Annotated in this window: 25 protein-coding genes, 2 tRNA genes and 1 other RNA gene; 16 read left to right on the top strand and 12 right to left on the bottom strand. The window is 63.0% G+C overall.

Annotated elements, in window-relative coordinates; translation table 11 throughout:
- Window positions 1-14 precede the first annotated feature (14 nt).
- Complete coding sequence (locus ACI5KX_RS10105) at window positions 15-755, top strand: hypothetical protein (protein ID WP_406810534.1); 741 nt, start codon at window positions 15-17, stop codon at window positions 753-755.
- On the opposite strand, the gene ACI5KX_RS10100 is transcribed toward ACI5KX_RS10105, so the two are convergent.
- Complete coding sequence (locus tag ACI5KX_RS10100; RefSeq protein WP_406810533.1) at window positions 710-1,507, bottom strand: fructosamine kinase family protein; 798 nt, start codon at window positions 1,505-1,507, stop codon at window positions 710-712. The two genes, ACI5KX_RS10105 and ACI5KX_RS10100, sit on opposite strands and share 46 nt — an antisense overlap.
- A complete protein-coding gene (locus ACI5KX_RS10095; RefSeq protein ID WP_406810532.1) occupies window positions 1,504-1,977 on the bottom strand; it encodes a low molecular weight protein-tyrosine-phosphatase in 474 nt (157 codons plus the stop codon). The genes ACI5KX_RS10100 and ACI5KX_RS10095 overlap by 4 nt, the downstream gene beginning before the upstream one ends.
- A gap of 67 nt (window positions 1,978-2,044) precedes the next feature.
- On the opposite strand from ACI5KX_RS10095, the gene ACI5KX_RS10090 reads away from it, so the two are divergent.
- On the top strand, window positions 2,045-3,877 hold the full coding sequence (locus tag ACI5KX_RS10090; protein ID WP_406810531.1) for a DUF885 domain-containing protein: 1,833 nt from the start codon (window positions 2,045-2,047) through the stop codon (window positions 3,875-3,877).
- Window positions 3,878-3,888: 11 nt separating this feature from the next.
- Here the strand turns inward: ACI5KX_RS10090 and ACI5KX_RS10085 are convergent, their stop codons facing one another.
- From ACI5KX_RS10085 to ACI5KX_RS10075, 3 genes are all read right to left on the bottom strand, one after another.
- Entirely contained in the window at window positions 3,889-5,256 is a 1,368-nt protein-coding gene (locus ACI5KX_RS10085; RefSeq protein ID WP_406810530.1) for an ABC1 kinase family protein, read from the bottom strand.
- A gap of 109 nt (window positions 5,257-5,365) precedes the next feature.
- Window positions 5,366-5,608: a YqaE/Pmp3 family membrane protein gene (locus tag ACI5KX_RS10080; RefSeq protein ID WP_406810529.1), complete on the bottom strand. Its 243-nt coding sequence runs from the start codon at window positions 5,606-5,608 to the stop codon at window positions 5,366-5,368.
- 74 nt (window positions 5,609-5,682) lie between these two features.
- Complete coding sequence (locus tag ACI5KX_RS10075; protein ID WP_406810528.1) at window positions 5,683-6,456, bottom strand: SDR family NAD(P)-dependent oxidoreductase; 774 nt, start codon at window positions 6,454-6,456, stop codon at window positions 5,683-5,685.
- Window positions 6,457-6,533: 77 nt separating this feature from the next.
- Here ACI5KX_RS10075 and ACI5KX_RS10070 point away from each other — a divergent pair, with 77 nt between their 5' ends.
- The gene (locus ACI5KX_RS10070) at window positions 6,534-7,001 is read left to right on the top strand and encodes a DUF3429 domain-containing protein (protein WP_406810527.1); all 468 of its coding nucleotides are present in this window, start codon (window positions 6,534-6,536) and stop codon (window positions 6,999-7,001) included.
- Between the two features lie 39 nt (window positions 7,002-7,040).
- Here ACI5KX_RS10070 and ACI5KX_RS10065 read toward each other — a convergent pair.
- Window positions 7,041-7,117 (bottom strand) — tRNA-Pro (locus ACI5KX_RS10065).
- Window positions 7,118-7,227: 110 nt separating this feature from the next.
- On the opposite strand from ACI5KX_RS10065, the gene thyA reads away from it, so the two are divergent.
- From thyA to ACI5KX_RS10040, 5 genes are all read left to right on the top strand, one after another.
- Window positions 7,228-8,184, top strand: coding sequence for a thymidylate synthase (thyA, locus tag ACI5KX_RS10060; RefSeq protein ID WP_406810526.1), 957 nt, complete (start codon window positions 7,228-7,230; stop codon window positions 8,182-8,184).
- Between the two features lie 116 nt (window positions 8,185-8,300).
- On the top strand, window positions 8,301-9,617 hold the full coding sequence (locus ACI5KX_RS10055; RefSeq protein ID WP_406810525.1) for a 3-methyl-2-oxobutanoate dehydrogenase (2-methylpropanoyl-transferring) subunit alpha: 1,317 nt from the start codon (window positions 8,301-8,303) through the stop codon (window positions 9,615-9,617).
- Window positions 9,614-10,678 carry an alpha-ketoacid dehydrogenase subunit beta gene (locus tag ACI5KX_RS10050; RefSeq protein WP_406810524.1) on the top strand — a complete coding sequence of 355 codons (1,065 nt, stop codon included), beginning with the start codon at window positions 9,614-9,616 and terminating at the stop codon, window positions 10,676-10,678. The genes ACI5KX_RS10055 and ACI5KX_RS10050 overlap by 4 nt, the downstream gene beginning before the upstream one ends.
- Window positions 10,679-10,901: 223 nt before the next feature.
- Window positions 10,902-12,176 carry a dihydrolipoamide acetyltransferase family protein gene (locus tag ACI5KX_RS10045; RefSeq protein ID WP_406810523.1) on the top strand — a complete coding sequence of 425 codons (1,275 nt, stop codon included), beginning with the start codon at window positions 10,902-10,904 and terminating at the stop codon, window positions 12,174-12,176.
- An 86-nt stretch (window positions 12,177-12,262) separates the two neighbouring features.
- Window positions 12,263-12,339 (top strand) — tRNA-Asp (locus ACI5KX_RS10040).
- 32 nt (window positions 12,340-12,371) lie between these two features.
- On the opposite strand, the gene ACI5KX_RS10035 is transcribed toward ACI5KX_RS10040, so the two are convergent.
- A complete protein-coding gene (locus ACI5KX_RS10035) occupies window positions 12,372-13,808 on the bottom strand; it encodes an MFS transporter (RefSeq protein WP_406810522.1) in 1,437 nt (478 codons plus the stop codon).
- A 131-nt stretch (window positions 13,809-13,939) separates the two neighbouring features.
- Here ACI5KX_RS10035 and ACI5KX_RS10030 point away from each other — a divergent pair, with 131 nt between their 5' ends.
- Together ACI5KX_RS10030 and ACI5KX_RS10025 are read left to right on the top strand one after the other, a co-directional pair.
- A complete protein-coding gene (locus ACI5KX_RS10030) occupies window positions 13,940-14,272 on the top strand; it encodes an ArsR/SmtB family transcription factor (RefSeq protein WP_406810521.1) in 333 nt (110 codons plus the stop codon).
- Complete coding sequence (locus ACI5KX_RS10025) at window positions 14,265-14,792, top strand: SRPBCC family protein (RefSeq protein WP_406810520.1); 528 nt, start codon at window positions 14,265-14,267, stop codon at window positions 14,790-14,792. Before ACI5KX_RS10030 ends, ACI5KX_RS10025 begins: the two co-directional genes overlap by 8 nt.
- On the opposite strand, the gene ACI5KX_RS10020 is transcribed toward ACI5KX_RS10025, so the two are convergent.
- From ACI5KX_RS10020 to ACI5KX_RS10000, 5 genes are all read right to left on the bottom strand, one after another.
- A complete protein-coding gene (locus ACI5KX_RS10020) occupies window positions 14,789-15,022 on the bottom strand; it encodes a DUF2842 domain-containing protein (RefSeq protein WP_406810519.1) in 234 nt (77 codons plus the stop codon). The two genes, ACI5KX_RS10025 and ACI5KX_RS10020, sit on opposite strands and share 4 nt — an antisense overlap.
- Entirely contained in the window at window positions 15,022-15,597 is a 576-nt protein-coding gene (locus ACI5KX_RS10015; RefSeq protein WP_406810518.1) for a 5-formyltetrahydrofolate cyclo-ligase, read from the bottom strand. Before ACI5KX_RS10015 ends, ACI5KX_RS10020 begins: the two co-directional genes overlap by 1 nt.
- A gap of 119 nt (window positions 15,598-15,716) precedes the next feature.
- Window positions 15,717-15,886: non-coding RNA, 6S RNA (gene ssrS, locus ACI5KX_RS10010), on the bottom strand.
- A gap of 11 nt (window positions 15,887-15,897) precedes the next feature.
- Complete coding sequence (locus ACI5KX_RS10005; RefSeq protein ID WP_406810517.1) at window positions 15,898-16,389, bottom strand: cell division protein ZapA; 492 nt, start codon at window positions 16,387-16,389, stop codon at window positions 15,898-15,900.
- Between the two features lie 10 nt (window positions 16,390-16,399).
- Window positions 16,400-16,612 (bottom strand): hypothetical protein, encoded by a 213-nt coding sequence (locus tag ACI5KX_RS10000; RefSeq protein WP_406810516.1) that lies wholly within the window; start codon window positions 16,610-16,612, stop codon window positions 16,400-16,402.
- Window positions 16,613-16,860: 248 nt separating this feature from the next.
- Between ACI5KX_RS10000 and tkt the strand changes: the two genes are divergently transcribed.
- From tkt to ACI5KX_RS09970, 6 genes are read left to right on the top strand one after another with little or no spacing between them, the layout of a single operon-like run.
- Window positions 16,861-18,837, top strand: coding sequence for a transketolase (tkt, locus tag ACI5KX_RS09995; protein WP_406810515.1), 1,977 nt, complete (start codon window positions 16,861-16,863; stop codon window positions 18,835-18,837).
- 15 nt (window positions 18,838-18,852) lie between these two features.
- Window positions 18,853-19,860, top strand: a complete 1,008-nt coding sequence (gene gap, locus ACI5KX_RS09990) for a type I glyceraldehyde-3-phosphate dehydrogenase (protein WP_406810514.1) — start codon at window positions 18,853-18,855, stop codon at window positions 19,858-19,860.
- A gap of 16 nt (window positions 19,861-19,876) precedes the next feature.
- The gene (locus tag ACI5KX_RS09985; RefSeq protein WP_406810513.1) at window positions 19,877-20,206 is read left to right on the top strand and encodes a hypothetical protein; all 330 of its coding nucleotides are present in this window, start codon (window positions 19,877-19,879) and stop codon (window positions 20,204-20,206) included.
- Between the two features lie 16 nt (window positions 20,207-20,222).
- Window positions 20,223-21,422, top strand: coding sequence for a phosphoglycerate kinase (locus ACI5KX_RS09980; RefSeq protein ID WP_406810512.1), 1,200 nt, complete (start codon window positions 20,223-20,225; stop codon window positions 21,420-21,422).
- Between the two features lie 3 nt (window positions 21,423-21,425).
- Window positions 21,426-21,851: a nuclear transport factor 2 family protein gene (locus ACI5KX_RS09975; protein ID WP_406810511.1), complete on the top strand. Its 426-nt coding sequence runs from the start codon at window positions 21,426-21,428 to the stop codon at window positions 21,849-21,851.
- Window positions 21,852-21,857: 6 nt separating this feature from the next.
- Window positions 21,858-22,316: a PaaI family thioesterase gene (locus ACI5KX_RS09970; RefSeq protein ID WP_406810510.1), complete on the top strand. Its 459-nt coding sequence runs from the start codon at window positions 21,858-21,860 to the stop codon at window positions 22,314-22,316.
- Window position 22,317 lies beyond the last annotated feature (1 nt).

Here is a 22,317-nt window from a genome sequence, read left to right as displayed (position 1 = left end):
GGGGGACTTGCGAGATGAATGCAAGGCTGTTTGCGCCCGATCCGATCGATTTCTTCGATCCGGCGCCCTATTCGCTGATCGAATACCAAGGACATATGATCGTCGGGACTATCTGGTTCGTGGCTGCTCTTATCGCCTTTTATGCGCGTAAGGGCAGTCCGCTGCACATCCGCGCAGGGCAGGTTTGCATCGTCACCGTGCTGATTGTCGCAGTTACAGCGATAGTCATGCTGGCGGTGGAGATGGTCCCGCCGCTGGCGCTCAATGCCGTAACATCGTCCTATGCGGTGATCACGGCATGGCTCGCGCTGAAGCCCGCGACCTCGAAGGTGAGGGCTGCCGAATACGCGCTGACGGCACTGGAGATTGCGGCGCTCGCGCTCTTTCTCGCTCTCGCTCTGCCGAACGTACTCAATGGAACCGTCCCGCTGATCGGACCTGGTATCGTCGTTCTGGTGCCGTTGATCCTCCTCGCAGGAGACGTGAACTTCTACGCACGGCCTTCACAGCGATCGAAACTGCGCGTGCGACGACATCTGGCGCGAATGGTCTGGGCTTTCGTGATCGTCCTGCGAGCGCCGCTCGTCGAATTCGAGACTGCGGGCTTCTATGACATTCCCGATCCGCTGCTTGTCGCCGGTCCAGTGCTGCTTGGGGTGGTGATGCTGGTCTATTTCCAGCGTCGCTATTCCGCGGCGAAACCGCGCGCTCAGAAACCGATGGTTGAAAGCTCCCGTTCGACCGCAGCGCGGTAGCCGTCGCCGAACAGTCGGAGATGCACGAGATACGGCCAGAGTCGGTACAGCGGTTGCCGTTCTCGCCAACCGGTTTCGGGTTCGAGCCTCGCGAAAAAGCTTTCGGGCGGATGGTCGAACAGGGTGAGCATCGCCCAATCGATTTCGCGGTGGCCATGATAGCTGGCCGGGTCGATGAGCCACGCCTTGTCGGCGGACCAGATCACGTTTCCGCCCCAGAGGTCGCCGTGCAGGAGCGCAGGGGGAGGATCGGGAGGAAGTATGTCCGGTGCCCGGACAGCGAGGTGCTCTAGCCTTTTGCCCAGCGCCGGATCGACATGCGGCACATGGCACAGCAGGCGGTTGTCTGCCCAGAATTGCGCCCAGTCATTCGTGCGGCTGTTGACGATGGGGACGGGGCCGAATGCATAGTCCTCGTCCCAGCCATAGTGCTCTTCTGTTGGGCGATGCAGGCGTTCCAGTGTATCGGCGAGGGCTGCCCAGCGATCGCCTCTTAGATCGGGCGCGATCCATTCCATCGCGAACCAGTCGTCATTCTGCGCCAGGACAGCTGGGCAGGGCGCACCCGTTTGGGCGATAGCTTCAAGCATGCGCGCTTCCACATCGACCAGGGATCCGGCCTTGGCCACGACCTGCCGCCCATCGTCGAGCACGAGCCTGCTCGCTCCGGATATGTCGCCGCCAGCAAGCGGGTGCGTTTCGGTGATGGGAGAACCCAGTGCCTCGGCAATCGCGGCGGTGTCGAGGGTCACCCTTGCCCGCTCAGCCGCTCGACCAGCGCCTGGGCCGCTTCGCTGACCTCGGCCCAGGTCCGCTCGAATCCGTCATCGCCGCCGTAATAGGGATCGCCGACCGCGTCTCCTTCGCGATGCGGCAGCAGGTCGAGCAGCAGCGCGATTTCGGCGGTCGCGCCCTCGGGCGCGCGGGCCTCGATATTGCGCAGGTTCTCGTGATCCATCGCGAAGATGTGCGTGAATTCGCGATAATCGCTCACCGCCAGTTGTCGCCCGCGATAGTGCCGGATGTCGATCCCTCGCGCTGCGGCGGTACGGATGCTGCGCGGATCGGGCGGTTCGCCGACGTGGTAGCCTGCTGTCCCGACGCTATCGACATGGACCGGCAGCCCCGCCTCGTCCGCCGCCGCGCGAAACGCGGCTTCGGCAAGCGGGGAGCGGCAGATATTGCCGAGGCAGACGAACAGGATGGATGCAGTGTGGCTCATTTGCGGCTCGATACTGGACCTCGAAGGGCGCGCGCAATAGGAAGCGGCGCGAAAAGGAGAGTTCACGATGCACAAGCTGCTTGCCGCTACCCTGCTGGCCACCGCCGCTATGGTCCCGATCGCACCCGCGTTGGCAGACGGGCATGACGATCACGCTCAGCAATCCGAAAGCCCGGCAGTGCAGGCCTACACCGATCTGCGCGAAGAGATCTGGCAGGCCACGCTCGATTCCTCGCCGCAGCTGGCGACCAGCGTCGGCGACCGGCGCGGCGACGGCAAGCTGGGCGATCTGAGCATGGCGGAATACGAACGCTCGATCGCCGAAGCGCGCGAGTTCCTGGCGCGGCTTGAAGCGATCGATCCTGCACAACTGACCACCCAATTGCGGGTCGATTACGCGATCCTCAAGCGCGGCTTCGAAGATACGGTTGCAGGCGCGGATTTCGAACACAATCGCTACATTCTGTTCACCAATCGCGGCGGCTGGTTCAACGGCTTCGCCTCGCTTCCCTACCGCTCGCCGTTCTTCACCAAGGCGGATTACGAGAGCTATGTGTCCCGCCTCGCCGCCTTCAGGGAATTGAACGCGCAAGGCATCGCGCGCAGCCGCAAGGCCGTGGAGCTGGGGCTGACACAGCCGTGCGAACCGATGCAGGGCTTCGAAGGCAGGATCGAACAGCAGCTGGTCGACGACTATACGCAGTCGCCATTTTGGCAGCCGTTTGCGGGCGAGCGCCCGGCGGCGATCGACGAAGCCGAGTGGGATACGCTCAGGCAGGCCGCGCGGGTCGCTATCGAGCAGCAAGTGTTCCCCGCCTATCGGGAATTCCTCGCCTTCTACGAGGACGAATACGCGCCCAACTGCCGTACCGGCACGCCGGGTATTCTCGCGACGCCGGGCGGGGAGGAATACTACGCCTACCGGGTGAAGCTGTTCACGACCACAGACATGACGCCCGACGAGGTCCACAATCTCGGCCTTTCCGAGGTCGCGCGCATCCGTGCGGAAATGGAAGAGGTCGCGGCCGAGGCGGGCTTCGACACGCGCGAGGCGTTCATCGAGCACCTGCGCACCGATCCGCAATATTACATGACCGACGAGCAGGAATACCTGCGCTACACCCAGGCGCTTGCGAAGCACATCGACGGTTTCCTGCCCAAGCTGTTCGGCACGCTTCCGCGCCAGCCTTACACCGTGCTGCCGATTCCGGCTGCCAACGCACCGGGCAACACCACCGCCTATTACGAACCGGGTTCGCTCGAGACCGGACAGGCGGGGATCTATCGGCTCAACCTGACCGAGCTCGACCAGCGCCCGTTGTGGGAGCTGCCTGCGCTCGGCGTGCATGAGGCGGTGCCCGGCCACCACCTCCAGATCGCGCTGCAGCAGGAACTCGACATCCACCCGCTGCGCGCCAACGGGACCTTCTTCACCGCCTTCGTCGAAGGCTGGGGGCTCTATTCGGAGCGGCTCGGCATCGAGATGGGGCTTTACGATACGCCGGCGAAGGAAATGGGCCGCCTGTCCTACGAAATGTGGCGCGCGACGCGGCTGGTGGTCGATACCGGGCTGCATTCGAAAGGATGGAGCAAGCAACGGGCGGTCGACTACATGCTCGATAACACCGCGCTTTCACCCGCCAATATCGACGCCGAGGTCAATCGCTACATGACCTGGCCGGGTCAGGCGCTCGCCTACAAGATCGGTGAGCTCAAGATCCGCGAGTTGCGCACGAGGGCCGAGGAAGCGCTGGGTGCGAATTTCGACCTGCGCACATTCCACGATACGGTGCTGGAAAACGGTGCGGTTCCGCTCAACGTTCTCGAAGAGCATGTCGACCGGTGGATTGCCGCGCAGCAGGACCATTACGCGGCTATCGAGGAAGCCGAGGCGCCCTAGAGCGACGCGAGCTAAGCCGCCTTCGCCGCCATCGGCTCGGTGCTGGCCAGCACCTCCTCGGTGATCCGCCGCACATTGGCCTTCGCCTTCAACCGTGCGCCCAATAGCGCGGTGCCTGAAACTTTACGCTGCACGAACAGCGTTTCGATCGGGGGGAAGGCCCAGGTGTCCTTGTCTTGCGCGATCTCCCAGCCTTCGTCGCGCAGCAGCGGCACGAACGCGCGATCGCCGAAGTCGAAGAGCTTGTCCTCGCGCATTTCGTTGATGACGATATCGATCATCCGGTCGACCCGCTCGCCGTGCTTCTCGACCACGATCGGCATCATGAAACCGGCGCGAATGGTTTCTTCCTTCACCTTTTCACGGTCGCCCGCCATCCCGGCTTCGAGCATCGCGCGATAGGCATTGGAGACCGCGGGATCGACTTCGCGGCACGCGCCGAAATCGAGCAGTACGATGTCGCCGCTATCCTTCCGGTAGCGAAAGTTCGCAAAGTTCGGATCGGTCTGCATCACCCCGAATTCGAACAGTTCGCGCGCGACCAGCCGGAGCAATCGGGCGTAGATTTCGTCACGCCGCTCGTCGGGCTCGTTCTCGAGTTCCTCGATCCCCGTTCCTTCTTCGAAACTCATTGCGAGGATGCGGTCCGTCGTCAGCGGCTCATACAGTTTCGGGACAACGAAGCCCGGAGTGTCGGCCAGCTTTTCCCGATACATTTCCATCTGCTCGCCTTCGCGGCGATAATCGGCCTCCTCGTGAAGCTGTTTCTTGGCTTCGGCCAGCAGCTTGTCGATTTCGAGCTCGGGCGGAGCGAAGCCCGCCACGCGCAGCAAGGTCATGACGTTGTCGACATCGCTGTCGATGCTGCCGGCGATCCCGGGATATTGCACCTTGATCGCCAGTTCCTCGCCATCGCGGGTCAGCGCCTTGTGCACCTGCCCGATGCTTGCGGCGGCGATCGGCCGCGGGTTGAACCAGCGGAACCGCTTGCGCCAGTCGGGTCCCCATCCTTCCTTCAGCACCTTGTCGAGCTGGCGTGCGGGCATGAAGTTCGCCTGGTCGCGCAAGGTGGCGAGGATGTCGGAAAGCTCGCGCGGCAGGTAGTCGCCCGCGTCGAGGCTGATCATCTGACCCATCTTCATCGCCGCGCCGCGCAGGTGCGAGAGGCGGTCGGCCATGCGCCGCGCATTGCCGGGGGTAAGGATGAGGTCGCGCGTGTTAATACCCTCGCCGCGCGAGAGGCGCCGCGCTCCCTCGGCCATCATTCCGCCGGCGACGCCGCTGGCGAGCCTGCCGAAACTGGCAAAACGCGAGACCCGCCCGGATGGAACCGAACGTTCGCGTCCCCGGTCTGCGCGGTTGTCATTGTCGTCTGGCATTTTTCCTCGTTGGTCCGTTTCGGCTTCTCGTAACATACAAACGACGCGGGCCCGGGAAATATCCCCGGGCCCGGCCGCTCGATAATCGTCGAGAGAATGTTGTTTCGGTTTACGCGATCGCGCGCGTCCCACCGGCGACATAGTTGACGTAGATCGCGTGGATCAGTCCCGGCACGAAGAAGATCAGTGTCAGGATCAGGTTGATGATGAAATCGGTCCCTAGTCCCTTCTTCAGTGCGACGCCGAGCGGCGGCAGGAGGACGGTGGCGATGAGGGTAAGAAGTTCGAGCATGGTTTCGGTCTCCGGAGAGGGATGCGACAGCGACGCGGAAGCGCGCCGATATATGCTCATTCAACGAGTGGGCGGAGTGGATCGTTCCGAAATATGTCCAGGAACCAATAGGTTGATATTCACTCAGCCTGCGATCAGCTGATGCACAGCCCGCCATCGACGGGAAGGCATTGCCCCGTGATGTAGTCGCTGTGGGGCGAGGCGAAGAACACCGCGAGACCTTCCAGCCCCTCGTGATCGCCCGGTCGGCGCAGCGGGATGCGCTTTTCCATCCACGCGGCGAATTTGGGATCGGCCTTGGCGGTGATGTCGGTCTCGTAATAGCCGAACAGCAGTGCGTTCGCGGTGATCTGGTAGCGCGCGAGTTCGAACGCCGCGCCGCGCGTCAGGCCGTTCACGGCGGCTTTGGATGCGGCGTAATCGGACGAACGGTTCACGCCCATGATCGACTGGCCCGAGGAGGTGACGATCAGCTTCCCGCCGGGATCGCCGTTCCTGGCGCGCTCGATCATGTGGCGCGTGACGTACTTGTAGGTAAGGGCGGGGCCGCGCGCGTTGACCGCCAGCGTCCGGTCCCAGCCTTCCACCGTCATGTCGGGGATGGCGGTGCCTGCGCCTGAGATGCCCGCATTGGCAAAACACACGTCGACCCGCCCGAAAATCTCGAGCGTCTTCGCCATTGCCGCTTCGACATCGGCTTCTTCGGCCACGTCGCAAGGGATCGCCACCGCTTCCGCTGTGCCGAACGAGCGCACTTCGAGCAGCGCCTTGGCGTTCTTTGCCTCGTTACGCGCCCAGATCGCGACATTCGCGCCCGATTTAACAAGCCCGCGCGCCATGCCGAGGCCGAGGCCGCCATTGCCGCCGGTGATGACCGCCACGCGGCCGGAAAGATCGAACAGGTCCATGCGCCGCTAGGTGGCGCAAACACGGGCCACGGGCAAGCTCCGCGGGAACCGCGCCAAGGCTTGCACGCTTGGTCGGTATGGATGGACCGACGACACTCACACCTGCAGCGCGCTGGCTCGGCTATGCCGGCCTGCTGCCGCAGATCGCCTGCCTGTACCTCGCCGCAAGCGGCCACGAATACGCCTACACCGCTCTGTTCCTCGGCTTCGCCTATCCGGCGGCGATCTTCAGCTTTCTCGGCGGCGTGTGGTGGGGGCAGGCGATCCAGAACGCCAAGTACTCCGGCAATGCAGGGGCGGGGGCTTACATCCTCGCCGTGCTGCCGAGCCTGATCGCGGTGGCGTTCTTCATCCCCTACAATATCGGCTGGGAATGGCCGGGTCCTGCGATGATGTATCTCGGCGCTTTCATCCTCGCCTCGCCGCTGGTCGACCGGGCGCTCGGCTATGCTACGCCCGATTTCATGCGGCTGCGCATCCACCTGTCGGTGGGACTCGGCGTGCTGACGATCGTGACGGGGATAGTGGCGCAGGCGATCCTGTAGCGAGGCGTATCCCGCCTCCCGCGCTTCCGGCTGGAAAACTGGTCGGGGAGAGAGGATTCGAACCTCCGGCCCCTGCCTCCCGAAGACAGTGCTCTACCAGGCTGAGCTACTCCCCGACCGTGTCGGTCCTGCGCGTGAATCATTCGCGCGGATCGAGGCAAGGCGCGCGCTATAGGTGTGGATGGGCGGGGTGGCAAGCGGGCAATTGCCGCGTATAGATTTCTCCATGGCCAGCAGCGCGATTTCCGATTCCATCAACACCGCCTCGCATCCCGAGCGGCAATATCTCGACCTCATGCGCCGCATCTGGGAATCGGGCAGCGAGCGAGTCGATCGCACGGGCGTGGGAACGCGCTCGATCGCGGGGGCGATGCTGCGGTACGACCTCGCCGATGGCGCAATGCCGCTGCTCACCACCAAGCGGGTTTATTGGAAAACCGCGACCCGCGAGATGCTGTGGTTCCTGACCGGCGAGACCAACATCCGCCCGCTGGTGCTGCAGGGCGTGAAGATCTGGAACGAGTGGCCGCACGCGCGCTACGTCAAGGAGACGGGCGAGCAGATCACTCTCGAGGATTTCGTCCAGCGCATTGCCGATGACGAGGCCTTCGCGCAGCGCTGGGGCGATCTCGGTCCGGTCTATGGCAAGCAATGGGTCGATTGGCCGACCTACCGCTATCGCAAGGACGGGCTTTACGAAAAAGGCGAGGGGATCAACCAGGTCGCACAAGTGGTCGAAAGCCTCAGGACCAATCCCGGCAGCCGCCGCCATATCATCGAAGGGTGGAACGTCGCTGAGCTCGACCGGATGGCGCTGCCGCCGTGCCATAAGACCTACCAGTTTCATGTCAGCGGAGACCGTATCAACTGCCTGCTCTATCAGCGCAGCTGCGATGTCGCGCTGGGCTTGCCGTTCAACTTGTGGTCGGCGGCGCTGCTCACTCGGATGATGGCGCAGCAGACCGGCTTCGAACCGGGCGAACTGGTGTGGATGGGCGGGGACGTCCATCTCTACCTCAACCACGAACACCTCATTACCGAGCAACTGTCGCGCGAGCCTTCGGGTGCGCCGACGCTCGAGATCACCCGCACGCCGGAAACAATATTCGACTACCGGATAGAGGACTTCGTGGTGCATGATTACGCACCGCAGCCGCCGATCAAGGCACCTGTTGCGGTTTGACGTCGATCCCGCGGGAATCCTTGACCGGCCCCGCAGCGTGAAATAAAAATACGTATTCACGCAATCATCGAAATTGCGGTTTCCCTGACCGGGATTCCAAGAGGGAGAGCGCTGCCATGGCCGATCCGGCCGACACTCCGAAACCTTCAGGCCGGGCGGCCGGGGACAACCGCCCGCCGCTCCAGCTGCATGTGCCCGAGCCGAAATCCCGGCCCGGCGATCCGGTCGATTTCTCGGGTCTCGACATCGGCGAAGCGGGTGCGCAGCCGCGTCCCGATGAAGCGGTCGACCCGTCCGAAATCCACGATCTCGCCTACGGGCTGATCCGCGTACTGGGGGAGGACAACAAGGCGCATGGGCCGTGGGATCCCAAGCTCGATCCCGAAACGCTGCGCACGATGCTCGGCCATATGGCGATGGTGCGGGCTTTCGACGAGCGCATGTTCCGCGGCCAGCGGCAGGGCAAGACCAGCTTCTACATGAAGTGCACGGGCGAAGAAGCGACCAGCGTTGCCGCGTCGATGGCGCTCGCGAGCGACGACATGGTGTTTCCGTCCTATCGCCAGCAGGGCATCCTGATCGCGCGCGGTTATCCGATGCTCGAAATGATCAACCAGATCTATTCGAACAAGGGCGACAAGCTGAAAGGTCGCCAGCTGCCGATCATGTATTCGAGCCGCGAGCACAGCTTCTTTTCGATCTCTGGCAACCTCGCCACGCAGACCCCGCAAGCGGTGGGCTGGGCGATGGCTTCTGCGATCAAGGGTGACAGCCGTATCGCGGCGACCTGGGTGGGCGAGGGCTCGACCGCGGAAGGCGATTTCCACAGCGCCTGCACCTTTGCGACGGTGTATAATGCACCGGTTATCCTCAATGTTATCAATAACCAGTGGGCGATTTCGAGCTTCTCGGGATTTGCCGGAGCGGAGCGCACTACCTTCGCCGCACGCGCGCTGGGCTATGGCCTCGCGGGTCTGCGCGTCGACGGCAACGATGCGCTCGCCTGTTACGCTGCGCAGCGCTGGGCCGCGAACCGCGCCAGGGCCAATGAGGGTCCGACGCTGATCGAATACTTCACCTATCGCGCCGAGGGGCACTCGACCTCGGACGACCCCTCCGGCTATCGCAGCGCGCAGGAGCGCGAGGATTGGCCGCTGGGCGATCCGATCATGCGCCTCAAGAACCACCTGATCGCGATCGGCGAGTGGGACGAAGGGCGTCAGGCGGAAATGGACCAGCGCTGCGCCGAGGAGGTCAAGGCGACCACCAAGGAAGCCGAGAAGAACGGCATCCTCGGCCACGGAATGCATCACCCGTTCCACACCATGTTCGAGGACGTGTTCGAAGAGCTGCCGTGGCACCTCGAGGAACAGGCCGAGCAGGCGACCAGGGAGCGGATCGCCAAGTTCGGCAAGGAAAGGCCCTACGAATGAGCGCTGAGACCAAGACCAAGACTGACGCTCCCGCCGAGGAGAAGACCGAGCGCCGGGTCAACATGATCGAGGCGATCAACGAAGCGCTCGACATCATGCTCGAACGCGATCCGGACGTGATCGTGATGGGCGAGGATGTCGGCTATTTCGGCGGGGTATTCCGCTGCACGGCGGGCCTGCAGGAAAAGCATGGCAAGACCCGCGTGTTCGACACGCCGATCTCCGAATGCGGCATTATCGGTGTCGCGGTGGGCATGGGGGCGTACGGGTTGCGTCCCGTCCCCGAAATCCAGTTTGCCGATTACATCTATCCCGGGCTCGACCAGCTGATTTCGGAGGCCGCACGCCTGCGTTACCGCTCGGCAACCGAGTATATCGCGCCGATGACCGTACGTTCACCCTTCGGTGGCGGCATCTTCGGCGGTCAGACCCACTCGCAGTCGCCGGAATCGATCTTCACTCACGTTTCGGGGCTCAAGACGGTGATCCCGTCCACGCCCTACGACGCCAAGGGCCTGCTGATCAGCTGCATCGAAGATAACGACCCGGTGATCTTCTTCGAGCCCAAGCGCATCTATAACGGGCCGTTTTCGGGTTTTTACGACAAGCCGGTCGAGCCGTGGAAGAAGCACGAGGCGAGCATCGTTCCGGAAGGCTATTACAAGATCCCGCTCGGCAAGGCGCGCACCGTTACCGAAGGCGATGCGCTGACCGTGCTCGCCTATGGCACGATGGTCCACGTGGCCGAAAGCGTGTGCCGCGAGAAGGGCGTCAATGCCGAAATCCTCGACCTGCGCACGCTTGTCCCGCTCGATATCGAGGCGATCGAGGCGTCGGTGAAAAAGACCGGCAGGTGTCTGATCGTGCATGAAGCGACCCGCACGAGTGGCTTCGGTGCGGAGCTTTCAGCGCTCGTGACCGAACGCTGCTTCTACCACCTCGAAGCTCCGGTCGAGCGTGTGACCGGCTTCGACACTCCCTATCCGCACAGCCTCGAATGGGCTTATTTCCCCGGCCCTGTCCGCATCGGCGAGGCGATCGACAAGATCCTGGAGGAGTAGCGGAGCGGCTCGAAAATGACTTTCCTACCCGTGTCCCGCTATGCCAGCGCAGATCGGCGGCGACGAGGGTCGGAAAAAGAAATCGGACAAGTGTCAATTTCTGATTTCGGTAAAATGATGTTTGAATTGAAAGGGATAGGAGGCGAAATGCAGGATGACACGGTGTCAACTTCGTCAGTTTCCCTTTCCGGCGCAGCGGCGCACCAGAGGATGACCTGAGACGATGGCAAAATTCACTTTCAACATGCCCGATGTGGGCGAAGGCGTGGCCGAGGCGGAGATCGTCGAATGGCAGGTGAAGGTCGGCGACACCGTGTCGGAAGACCAGCATCTCGTCGACGTGATGACCGACAAGGCGACGATCGACATCGAAAGCCCGGTCGACGGCAAGGTGCTGGAGGTCGCGGGCGAGGTCGGCGATACGATCGCGGTCGGGTCGATGCTGCTGGTGATCGAGGTCGAAGGCGAAGTGCCCGACGATGTCGAGGAAGCGAACGAGGCGGTAGCCGACGATGCCGATTCCGAGCCGGCGCCAGAGCCAGCCCCCGAACCGGAGCCCGAACCGGAACCAACCCCGGAACCGGCGCCCGCTCCTGCGCCTGCGCCGGCACCCGCACCCGCGGCGACCAAGGTCCTCGCATCGCCCGCGGTGCGCAAGCGCGCCAAAGACCTCGGTATCGATCTCGCGCAGGTGAAACCCGCCGAAGACGGCCGTATCCGGCACGGCGATCTCGACCAGTTCCTCGCCTACAATGCAGGCGGCGGCTTCGCAGCCGCGGGCAAGACGCGCGAAGACGAGGCGATCAAGGTGGTCGGCCTGCGCAAGCGCATCGCCCAGAACATGAGCGCGGCGAAGCGCAACATCCCGCACTTCACCTATGTCGAAGAATGCGACGTCACCGAAATGGAGCGCATGCGCGCGCAGCTCAACGAAGGGCGGGGCGACAAGCCCAAGCTCACCATGCTGCCGCTGCTCATCACGACCATCTGCAAGCTGATCCCCGACTTCCCGATGATCAATGCGCGCTATGACGACGAGGCGAATGTCGTCACCCGCCATGGCAGTGTGCATCTCGGCATGGCGACCCAGACGGACAACGGCCTGATGGTTCCGGTGATCAAGGACGCGCAGAGCCGCAACATCTGGCAGTTGGCGCGCGAGATCGTGCGGCTCGCGGAGGCTGCGCGCGACGGCTCGGCCAAGTCGGACGAGCTCTCGGGCTCGACGCTGACGGTCACTTCGCTGGGCCCGCTCGGCGGGGTTGCGACCACGCCCGTCATCAACCGTCCGGAAGTCGCGATCATCGGGCCGAACCGCATAATCGAACGCCCGATGTTCGTCACCGGACCCGACGGTCAGGAGCGGATCGAGAAGCGCAAGCTGATGAACATATCGATCAGTTGCGATCACCGCGTGGTCGACGGATACGACGCGGCGAGCTTCATCCAGGAGATGAAAAAACTGATCGAAACGCCGGTCCTGCTGCTGTCGGATTGAAGCGCCAAAGAAAGTTCGTTTTTCGCGTACAGGGCCGTTGACAGCATATGCAGGCGGCCCTATTTGCGCGGCTCCCAAGTGGCTGCGCGGGTGTAGCTCAGTTGGTTAGAGTGTCGGCCTGTCACGCCGAAGGTCGCGGGTTCAAGTCCCGTCACTCGCGCCACTTGGGACATTCCTGAAAATCAGTCGCCGGAATCAGCCCCTTTCGTTGAGGGCTGCGAGGTTCGCCTCGTGCTGAGATTTGTCGATGCGGTAGCGCGACAGGATGTAGAGCGAGACCAGCCACAGGCACAGCAGCAGCGGGGCGTAAAGCGCGCCGAGCCACCACAGCGTGTCCTCGGGCACATCCGCCGGTGCTGCGCCCTCGGGAAAGGCTACGATCGAAAGGATCATGCCCGCCGCCAGCACGCCAAGGCCTTGCGTCGTCTTTCGTGAGAAGGTGATGGCGGCGTAGTACACGCCTTCGGTGCGCCTGCCGGTCTTCACCTGGTTGGATTCAACCAGATCCGCGATCATCGAGTAGGCGACCGTCTGCACCGCGATGATCAGCGCGAGATCGATGATGTTGATCCCGAGCACGAGCGGGAAGAGGATCGGGTCGCCGTTCTCGGGCATAAGGCCGAACAGCCGCAGAATGACCGGGAGCGGCTGCACCGTAAAGGCGAGGAGCCCCAGCGAAATCGTTGCCTTCTTCTTGCCCAGCCTGCGCGTGGCCCACGGTGCGATCGCGAATGCCATTGCTGCCGAAAGGATGACCGTGATGGTCCAGATGAAGATCTGGAACTCGCTGAAGCCCCAGAAATAATTGAGCAGCAGGAAGGCGAGCGCAGCGTGGAGGCCCGCGGCGATCGAGAAGATCACAGTCGAAAGGAACAATGCGATGAAGCTCTTCTCGCTCAGCGTCTCGACCATCTCGCGGAAAAGCCGGCGGAGGCTGAATTGTTCGGTGGCGCGCACAGGTTTCGAAAGCGAGGGGATCTTGTGATGAGTGCCCAGCGCCGAGATCATGATCGCGACGAAGATCAGCACGCCGCCAATGATCCCGTAAGTTTCGTATCCTTCGCGGTCGCGCAGCCCCAATGGACCTGTAAGCAGAACGCCGAATATCAGGATGCTCATGACATTTCCGCCCACCCAGCCGAAGAACAGGCGATAGGCCTGCAGGCTGGTGCGCTCCTCGTAATCCCGGGTGAGCTCGGGCATCAGGGCGCTGGAGGGCGTTTCGTAGAAGGTGATCAACGTGCGGATCAGGACCGCTATCACTGTGAGATACAGGAAGAGACCCGTCTGCGACAGATCGGGCGGGTTCCACAGCAGGAAATAGGTAACCGCCACGGGGATAGCGGCGGCATACATGAAGGGATGACGCCTGCCCCAGCGCGACTCGAGATTGTCCGACCAGTAGCCAACCAGCGGATCGCTGACCGCGTCGAACAGGAGCGCAATCAGGATCGCCAGACCCACAAGTCCCGGTTCCAACCCGACAACGGTGCCGTAAAACAGCAGCAGGAAATAGTCGAAGCCGTTGTTCTTAATACCGAACGCGGCGGCGCCAAAGCCGTGGGCGAGTTTCACGCCGATGGAGGGGCGATCCGCAGCCGGTGGGACTGCTGCGCCGACAGTGCTTGCCATAGAGTTCCTCTCTCCCGGGCAAGGCTAGGCAAGAGACCGCGCGCTGGCAATCTTTCCTCAAGCGAAGGCGGTGATCCGAGACGTTCAACCGAATAGTTGACGTTTTTGGCTGGCACGGTATTATCAACCAGATGGTTGAGGATGAGACTTCACTCGACAGGGTCTTTCGCGCGCTCGGCGACCCGACCCGCTTGCGCATGATCGAAGACCTCGCGCGCGGCGAGCGGACCGTCGGAGAGCTGGCGGAACCGGCCAAGATGACACTCGCGGGAGCTTCCAAACATGTCGGCGTCCTCGAACGGGCTGGGCTGCTCACCCGCGAGAAACGCGGCCGCGAGCGGGTTTGTCGTCTGCAGCCCGAAGCCCTGCTGTCAGCGCGCGACTGGGTGCAGCGCTACACGGAATTCTGGAACGAGCGGCTCGATGCGCTTGAGACCGCGCTGAAGGAGGATGGCGATGAGTGACTATGGCGTGCAAACCGGACCGGCGGAAATCCAGTTCACGCGGCGCTTCGAGGCGAGTGCCGAGAAACTCTGGCAATTCCTGGTCGATCCCGAAAAGCGGAAATTGTGGTTTTGCGGCGGCTCGACCGGCGACAGCGCCGGGGAAGAGATCGTATTCCAATTCGATCATCGTCGCCTCGCGGACACTCCTCCTCCGGAGAAATATGCCAGCGAGGAAACCGCGACCCATCGCGGTGAGATCCTGCAATTCGATCCGCCGAGAAGGCTGGTCTTTACCTGGTTCGAGTCAGCCGGGGGAGAGGCAAGCACGGTCGACATAACGCTCACCGCAATCGATGCGACGACGACCGAGCTTCACCTCGTCCACACCGGTATCGTCGGACGCGACATGCGGATCGGCGTTTTTGCCGGATGGCACGGCCATTTCGACTTGCTTGCCGAAGTGCTGGTCGGTGACCGGGAAACGGATTTCTGGGTGCGCGATCAACAGCTAGAGGCTGAATACGCAGAGCGGCTTTAGTCGGTGGATTCGGGGGGTGACCAGCGCCCGGTTTCCATCCAGATCAGGAAGCGCTTCAGCGGCAGCAGCCAGATCAGGCCAAGCACCAGATAGATGATCGTCTGCACCCAGGTGGGCCAGCCGCCGATAATGTCGGGCGCGTAGCGGGCGATCACCACCCCGTAGACCGTCAGCCCGATAAGCAGGCCGATGATCCCGATCGGAATTCGCCAGGTGGGTGTTTCTCTCATCAATGTATCCCGTACATCCGGCTGGGCGTGATCACCGCATCGAGAGCGATGTCGTGCGGTTCGGACGGGAGCGTGTCGCAAAGCTGCACGTCCCACGCGAGACCAATCGCCATGCGGCCCGGATGTTCCGCCAACCAGCGATCGTAATGCCCGCCGCCTTGCCCGAGCCGCTCGCATTCGGCGGTAAAGCCGATCAGCGGCACGAACAGGACGTCCGGAGTGATTTCCGGCGCATCCGCTTTCGGCTGGGCGATCCCGAACGGGCCCGGCTCGAGGTCGCTCTCGCCGAACGGATCGGTGTGGGCGCGGAAGGTCATCGCAGCCCTCTCATCGGCGAAATGAGGCAGAGCGATGGTGTGGCCGTGTTCGTGGAAGTACCTCGCATATCCGGCGGCCGGGGCTTCGTTCCGGTTCGCGCGATACACGCCGATCACCGCGTCGGCACCGATCTTGGCCAGCAGCGGGGCAGGCGGGCGATGGAACAATAGCGCGCGGATAGCCTCAGGCTGCTCCGCGACATGCTCGCGCCGGGCCTTGCGCAGCGCCTTGCGCAGTTCTGGTTTCGATTGCGACATCAACGACGAAGTAGTCTTCGGCCTGCAGGGCCGCAAGGGCGACCGCCCGCCCGCAGCGACGCGGCTGAAAGCCGCATGAGCGAGGAAATCGCGCGCCTGATGGCGTGCGCAAAAACAGTGACGGAACCACCATGGGTCGTTGCCAGTGAAATCCTCTGACGCCAAAACGTCAGGTGGGCGCCGTATATCCTGAAGCCCGGGACGAACCCGTGCTCCGGGACAGGGACAGCTCCCTAGGATTGCTTATAGCCTCAGGGATATTCGAACGGCTCGTGCCGGGCAGTCCCGCCGCGAACGGACTTAGGAGGCCGGAGCCTGCGCTTCAAGCGTGTCGGCGGTCGCTTCGGCCCGAACCGCGAGCGCTTCGAGCCTTTCGATCACTGCATCGCTGACACCGGGCGCTCCGAACAGGTCGTGCTGGTGACTGGCAGCTTCGCGCATTTTGGCCAGTTCGGCCTTGAGCGTCGTCACTTCCTCGCGCGCACGCGCCTCTGCCTTGGTCAGCACCTCGATCTCGGCGCGCAACTCGGCTTTCTTGCCGCCCGACCGGACCTTTTCGTGCTCGGCGTTCTGCTCGCAGCTCTCTGTCGCCCTGCGTGCCTCGGCAAGCTCGTCCGCGAGGAAAAGCGCAGCGAACAGCATGTTCTGCGCCTCTTGCGGCGCGCGCGCGGCGCCGAGTTGCGCGTATTTCTCGTCGATCATGGCGGCGAGTTTGCCAATATGCTCTTCCTCGCCATCGGCGCAGTTCACCACATAGGATTTGGGGCCGATGGTAAGGGTGACCTGGCTCATCGATGTGCTTTCAATTTTCCAGCTCCTCGATCACCGCGTCGAGTTCCCGCATGGTTTCAGCGACTTCCTCGCGGAGTTTCTCATGCGCGTTGACCAGCGCCATGACCTTGGCCGAGCCTGCCGTGTCGTCTGTCTTCGCCGGAGCGGAGGCGCGCGCAGCGGCGATCCGCTCCATCGCGGTTTCGATACGCGTCATCGCTTCTACGATCCGGCTCTCGCCCATGGATAGATTTATATAAAGATTGCCCTTCGCACGCAAAGCTTTGGGCGCTCCTGTTGATAAGTGGTGTGGGCTATGCGGCGGACGGGTCGCTGGGGAGCAAAGCTCGCGCACGCGCGCGGACCGCTTGACCTCCCCATACCGCTCGGCAATGGCATCGCATACGGATCGAATCGACCGCGCTTGAGGTCGGCAGCGCGCACGGCAATATAACAATCGAGCCACGCGCCAGCAGGAGGCACTTGACCCGCATGACTGACACCGCCCGCTTGCAGAACATGGCAAACGCCATTCGCGCGCTTTCGATGGATGCGGTGCAGGCCGCCAATTCAGGCCATCCGGGAATGCCGATGGGCATGGCCGACGTGGCGACGGTATTGTTCAGGAACCACCTCAAGTTCGATCCTGCACGACCGGACTGGGCCGACCGCGATCGCTTTGTCTTGTCTGCCGGTCACGGATCGATGTTGATCTACAGCCTGCTGCATCTCACCGGCTACGCGCGCCCGACGATGGAAGACATCCGCAACTTCCGCCAGCTGGGCAGCCCCTGCGCCGGTCACCCGGAAAATTTCCTTCTCGAAGGTGTCGAATGCACCACCGGTCCGCTGGGTCAGGGCCTGGCGATGGCGGTCGGCATGGCGATGGCCGAACGGCACCTCAACGCGGTCTTCGGTGACGATCTGGTCGATCATCGGACCTGGGTGATCGCCGGCGACGGCTGCCTGATGGAAGGGATCAACCACGAGGCGATCGGGCTTGCCGGCCACCTCCACCTCGGTCGCCTGATCGTTCTATGGGATGACAACAACATCACCATCGACGGCAGCGCCGACCTTTCGACCAGCGAAGACGTCAAGGCACGTTACGAGGCAACGGGTTGGCACGTGTGCGAATGCGACGGCCACGATTTCGACGACATCGAACGCGCGATCAAAGAGGCCAAGGAGGCGCTTCGTCCCTCGCTGGTCGCCTGCCGGACCGTGATCGGAAAGGGCGCGCCGACCAAGCAGGGAACGGCTTCCACTCACGGATCGCCGCTTGGCCCGGACGAAGTCGCCGGTGCACGCGAGATGCTCGGTTGGGAAGCGGAGCCGTTCGTCGTTCCCGAGGAAATCCTCATGGATTGGCGCAAGACCGGCGATGCCGGGCGTGACCTGTCGGCGCAATGGGAGTCCGCGCTCGCGGGATCGGATCACAAGGACGAATTCGAGCGGCGGATGGCAGGCGAGCTTCCGCACGGCGACGCCGCGCAGCAGCATATCGCCAATCTCATTGCCGACCCGCAAAGCGTCGCGACCCGCAAGGCAAGCGAGATGGCGCTGGCCGAGATCAATCCGCGCCTGCCCGACACTATCGGCGGCAGTGCCGACTTGACCGGCTCGAACAACACCAAGGCGGGCGGGATCGAGCCTTTCACTGCCGACAATTATTCGGGTCGCTATGTCTATTACGGCATCCGCGAATTCGGCATGGCCGCGGCGATGAACGGCATGGCGCTGCATGGCGGCGTGATCCCTTACGGCGGGACCTTCCTTGTGTTTACCGACTATGCGCGCGGCGCGATCCGCCTGTCCGCGCTGCAGAAGGCGCGCGTGATCTACGTGATGACGCATGACAGCATCGGGCTTGGCGAAGACGGGCCGACCCATCAGCCGATCGAGCACCTCGCGTCGCTGCGGGCGATGCCGAATGTACTGGTGATGCGCCCGGCGGACGCGGTCGAAACGGCCGAATGCTGGGAAGTCGCGCTCAAGCAAAAGGACCGCCCGACGATCCTTGCGCTCTCGCGTCAGGGCCTGCCGCAGGTCCGGCTCGAAGCGGCCGAGGAGAATCTGTCGGCGAAGGGCGCTTATCGCCTCAAAGCCGCCGAAGGCACCCGCAAGGTTGTTATCCTCGCCACCGGGTCCGAAATCGGTCTCGCAATGGATTGCGCGAAAGCGCTCGAGGCCGATGGTATCGGTACCGATGTCGTTTCCATGGTCTGCACCGAACTCTTCGAAGAACAGGAAGACGAATACCGCGCCGATCTTATCCCGGAGGATGCGCTCATCGTTTCGATCGAAGCGGGCAGCACCTTCGGCTGGGAACGCTACACCGGAAAGGGCGGGCTCACTATCGGCATCGACAGCTTCGGCGCCTCGGCCCCCGCGAAGGACCTGTTCGCCCATTTCGGCTTTACGACGGACGCGATCGTCCCCAAAATCCAGAACAAATTGAACAGCTAAGCAGGAGTTTCTTTCATGGCTACCAAAGTCGCGATCAACGGTTTCGGACGCATCGGACGCCTCGTCGCTCGTGCAATCCTCGAGCGCGACGATCACGATCTCGAACTCGTTTCGATCAACGATCTCGCCGACACCAAGGCGAACGCACTGCTGTTCAAATACGATTCCACCCATGGACGCTTCCCGGGAACGGTCGAAGCGACCGACGGATCGATGGTGGTCAACGGCAAGACGATCGCGGTGACCTCGGAACGCGATCCGGGCAATCTGCCGCACGCCGCGCAGGGCATCGATATCGTGATGGAATGCACCGGCTTCTTCCAGAGCCACGAAGCCGCCGAGCCGCATCTCAAGGCGGGTGCCAAGCGCGTGCTGATCTCGGCCCCGGCGAAGAATGTTTCGGCCACGATCGTGTATGGGGTCAATCATGACGTGCTGACTGCGGAAGACGTGATCGTCTCGAACGCCAGCTGCACCACAAACTGCCTGTCGCCGGTGGCCAAGGTGCTGAACGACACCGTCGGTATCGAGCGCGGCTTCATGACCACGATCCATTCCTACACCAACGACCAGCGCATGCTTGACCAGATGCACAGCGACATGCGCCGTGCGCGCGGCGGGGCGCAGAACATGATCCCGACGACGACCGGCGCGGCGCGCGCCGTCGGCCTGGTTTTGCCCGAACTGGCTGGCAAGCTCGACGGGTCGAGCGTGCGGGTGCCGACCCCCAATGTCAGCCTCGTCGATCTCGTCTTCCAGCCCAAGCGCGACACCAGCGCGGATGAGCTCAACGCCGCGCTGAAGGCCGCTGCCGACGGCGCGATGAAGGGCGTGCTCGATTACACCGACGAGCCGCTGGTCTCCTCGGACTTCAACCACCATCCGGCCAGCTCGACCGTCGACAGTCTCGAAACCAGCGTGATGGAAGGCAAGCTCGCCCGGGTCGTTTCGTGGTATGACAACGAATGGGGCTTCTCCAATCGCATGATCGACACTGCAGGCGTGATGGCGAAGTTCCTTTGAGCGAATGACATAAGACATGATGTCCAAGCTCTCACGACTGGCCCTGATAACCGCGCTTTCGCTGGCCGTGTTCGCATGCGGTGAGAACGGGCCGCAAAGCATCTGTGATGAAGCGATGCCTGACATCGATGATGTGCAGGCGATGGAAGTTATTGAAGGGCGCCTCGAGGGTGATGACAAGGTAGTGTGGGAGCGCATCAAGCTGCACACGGTCCTTTCGCAAAGGCCCGAAGTCGCGTCTGAGACGGTTGGCGAAGCACTCGAACGGGAACGTGCTAAGCGCACCTGCCGCGCAGAAGCCTCAAGTTTCGAAGCCACCATCGCCTGCAGCAAATCGCCCATTTAGCTCGGAGTAAACGGCCATGGCCGCTTTCAAAACCCTCGACGATCTCGGCGACTTGACCGGCAAGGTTGCGCTGGTCCGCGTAGACCTCAATCTGCCGATGAAGGACGGTTCGGCGACGGACGTCACCCGCGTCGAGGCGGTCAAGCCGACCATTCTCGAACTCAGCGAGAAGGGCGCGAAGGTCCTGCTGCTCGCGCATTTCGGGCGTCCGGGCGGAAAGCGTTCCAGCGTGCTTTCGACGAGTATGGTCGTTGGCGACGTCGAAGGCGTGATCGACAAGGAACTGATGTTCATCCCCGAAGTCGCCGGTCCGGTGGTCGAACAGTCGATCGGGATCCTGCGCAACGGCGATATCGGCTTGCTGGAAAACACCCGTTTCTGGACGGGCGAAGAGGCGAACGACCCGAATTTCGCTCAGGCTATCGCGGCGAATGGCGATTTCTACGTCAACGACGCGTTCAGCGCGGCACACCGTGCGCATGCGACGACCGAAGGCATCGCGCATTTCCTCCCGGCCTATGCGGGCCGCGCGATGGAGAAGGAGCTTAAAGCACTCGACGCAGCGCTGGGCAGCCCCGAACAGCCGGTCGCGGCGGTGGTCGGCGGGGCCAAGGTTTCGACCAAGCTTGCCGTGCTCGAAAACCTCGTCGGCAAGGTCCAGCACCTTATCATCGGCGGCGGGATGGCGAACACCTTCCTTGCCGCGCGCGGGGTCGATGTCGGAAAATCGCTGTGCGAGCACGACCTGACCGGCACCGCATCGAAGATCATGGACGAGGCCGATCATGCGGGGTGCACCGTCCACCTGCCGTATGACGTGGTGGTTTCGAAGGAATTTGCGCCCAATCCGCCGTCGCTGCGCACCTGCAATGTCCACGAAGTCGCTGAGGACGAGATGATCCTCGACATCGGCCCCGGCGCGACCGAGGCGCTCGCCGATGTGCTCAAGACCTGCCGCACACTGGTGTGGAACGGCCCGCTCGGCGCGTTCGAGACCGAGCCGTTCGACACCGCCACCATGGCCTTCGCGCGCCATGTCGCCGCGCTGACGCAGGAAGGCTCGCTGATCAGCGTCGCCGGGGGCGGGGACACCGTTGCCGCGCTGGCGCAGGCGGGTGTGACCGGGGATGTGACCTACATTTCGACTGCGGGGGGCGCGTTTCTGGAATGGATGGAAGGCAAGGTCCTGCCCGGCGTCGCCGCGCTGGAAGCCTGATCCATGGCGGAAATCGCGCCAATCATCGAGGCCAGCGAATTGCGCCTGATGCAGGCGTGGATGCACCGTGACGCCGGGACGATACGCAAGCTTGCCGCACGCGATTTCATGATGATCCTCGGCACCAACCCCCCCGAACTTCTCGACCGTCCGAGCTTCGTCGCGGCGATCGAACGCGATTTGCGGTGCAGCGGCTTTCGCCTTGGCGAAAACCTCGTCCGCCAGCACGGCCGCACAGCGTGGTTCACCGCCGGGGCCGAGCTTGAAGTATCGCTGGGTGCGAAAGACTGGTCGGGCCGCTTCCTGCTCACCGGCCTGTGGCGCAAATTCCGAATCGGAGGATGGAAACTGGTCGAACGCGGCCTGTCGAAGGTCGAAGACGATGGTACGCACGCCGAAACGGTGCGCCGATTGCAGCTGTGGCGGTGAAGTGAAATGAACGAAACCAAGACCGAGTATGGATACGGGAATGCGGTGCAGGCCAGCGAGGGCGAGTTCGCGGGCTGGTATCACTGGAACCACGACCCCTACGAGACGCGTTCCGGTCCGTTCTTCATGCGGCGCGAGGACGACGGCACCTATGTAAGCGCTTTCCGTGCCGAACAGCGCCATATGAACGGAGCAGGGTTCATGCACGGCGGTTGCCTGCTCACCTTTGCCGATTTCGCCTTGTTTGCCATCGCGACCGATGAGTTGAACGGCGACAACGCTGTGACGATGAACCTTTCGGGAGACTTCCTCGGCGCAGCGAGGGCAGGTGCGTTGATGGAGGCGCGCGGAGAGGTTACGCGCGGCGGCGGCAAAACGATCTTCGTGCGCGGTCTGATCACCGGCGACGGCGAGCCTGCGCTCAGTTTCACGGGGATAATTCGCAAGCTCGCGCGGCGCGACTAGG

Origin of the sequence: Erythrobacter sp. GH1-10, assembly GCF_045363165.1 — a bacterium.
In the GTDB taxonomy this organism is placed as follows: Bacteria; Pseudomonadota; Alphaproteobacteria; order Sphingomonadales; family Sphingomonadaceae; genus Erythrobacter.
The sequence above is the reverse complement of the archived record's forward strand: the minus strand, read 5'-3'. Positions and strand labels throughout refer to the sequence as shown.

Excerpts from the sequence above, each read along its gene's own strand:
- tkt (WP_406810515.1), top strand. The coding sequence starts at position 16,861 with ATGACTGACACCGCCCGCTTGCAGAACATGGCAAACGCCATTCGCGCG.
- ACI5KX_RS10000 (WP_406810516.1), bottom strand. The coding sequence starts at position 16,612 with ATGGGCGAGAGCCGGATCGTAGAAGCGATGACGCGTATCGAAACCGCG.
- thyA (WP_406810526.1), top strand. The coding sequence starts at position 7,228 with ATGGCCAGCAGCGCGATTTCCGATTCCATCAACACCGCCTCGCATCCC.
- ACI5KX_RS09985 (WP_406810513.1), top strand. The coding sequence starts at position 19,877 with ATGATGTCCAAGCTCTCACGACTGGCCCTGATAACCGCGCTTTCGCTG.
- ACI5KX_RS10015 (WP_406810518.1), bottom strand. The coding sequence starts at position 15,597 with ATGTCGCAATCGAAACCAGAACTGCGCAAGGCGCTGCGCAAGGCCCGG.
- ACI5KX_RS10075 (WP_406810528.1), bottom strand. The coding sequence starts at position 6,456 with ATGGACCTGTTCGATCTTTCCGGCCGCGTGGCGGTCATCACCGGCGGC.
- ACI5KX_RS10090 (WP_406810531.1), top strand. The coding sequence starts at position 2,045 with ATGCACAAGCTGCTTGCCGCTACCCTGCTGGCCACCGCCGCTATGGTC.
- ACI5KX_RS10045 (WP_406810523.1), top strand. The coding sequence starts at position 10,902 with ATGGCAAAATTCACTTTCAACATGCCCGATGTGGGCGAAGGCGTGGCC.
- ACI5KX_RS10095 (WP_406810532.1), bottom strand. The coding sequence starts at position 1,977 with ATGAGCCACACTGCATCCATCCTGTTCGTCTGCCTCGGCAATATCTGC.
- ACI5KX_RS10085 (WP_406810530.1), bottom strand. The coding sequence starts at position 5,256 with ATGCCAGACGACAATGACAACCGCGCAGACCGGGGACGCGAACGTTCG.
- ACI5KX_RS10035 (WP_406810522.1), bottom strand. The coding sequence starts at position 13,808 with ATGGCAAGCACTGTCGGCGCAGCAGTCCCACCGGCTGCGGATCGCCCC.
- ACI5KX_RS10020 (WP_406810519.1), bottom strand. The coding sequence starts at position 15,022 with ATGAGAGAAACACCCACCTGGCGAATTCCGATCGGGATCATCGGCCTG.
- ACI5KX_RS10070 (WP_406810527.1), top strand. The coding sequence starts at position 6,534 with ATGGATGGACCGACGACACTCACACCTGCAGCGCGCTGGCTCGGCTAT.
- ACI5KX_RS09975 (WP_406810511.1), top strand. The coding sequence starts at position 21,426 with ATGGCGGAAATCGCGCCAATCATCGAGGCCAGCGAATTGCGCCTGATG.
- ACI5KX_RS10025 (WP_406810520.1), top strand. The coding sequence starts at position 14,265 with ATGAGTGACTATGGCGTGCAAACCGGACCGGCGGAAATCCAGTTCACG.
- ACI5KX_RS10005 (WP_406810517.1), bottom strand. The coding sequence starts at position 16,389 with ATGAGCCAGGTCACCCTTACCATCGGCCCCAAATCCTATGTGGTGAAC.
- gap (WP_406810514.1), top strand. The coding sequence starts at position 18,853 with ATGGCTACCAAAGTCGCGATCAACGGTTTCGGACGCATCGGACGCCTC.
- ACI5KX_RS10050 (WP_406810524.1), top strand. The coding sequence starts at position 9,614 with ATGAGCGCTGAGACCAAGACCAAGACTGACGCTCCCGCCGAGGAGAAG.
- ACI5KX_RS10080 (WP_406810529.1), bottom strand. The coding sequence starts at position 5,608 with ATGAGCATATATCGGCGCGCTTCCGCGTCGCTGTCGCATCCCTCTCCG.
- ACI5KX_RS09970 (WP_406810510.1), top strand. The coding sequence starts at position 21,858 with ATGAACGAAACCAAGACCGAGTATGGATACGGGAATGCGGTGCAGGCC.
- ACI5KX_RS10105 (WP_406810534.1), top strand. The coding sequence starts at position 15 with ATGAATGCAAGGCTGTTTGCGCCCGATCCGATCGATTTCTTCGATCCG.
- ACI5KX_RS10055 (WP_406810525.1), top strand. The coding sequence starts at position 8,301 with ATGGCCGATCCGGCCGACACTCCGAAACCTTCAGGCCGGGCGGCCGGG.
- ACI5KX_RS10030 (WP_406810521.1), top strand. The coding sequence starts at position 13,940 with ATGGTTGAGGATGAGACTTCACTCGACAGGGTCTTTCGCGCGCTCGGC.
- ACI5KX_RS09980 (WP_406810512.1), top strand. The coding sequence starts at position 20,223 with ATGGCCGCTTTCAAAACCCTCGACGATCTCGGCGACTTGACCGGCAAG.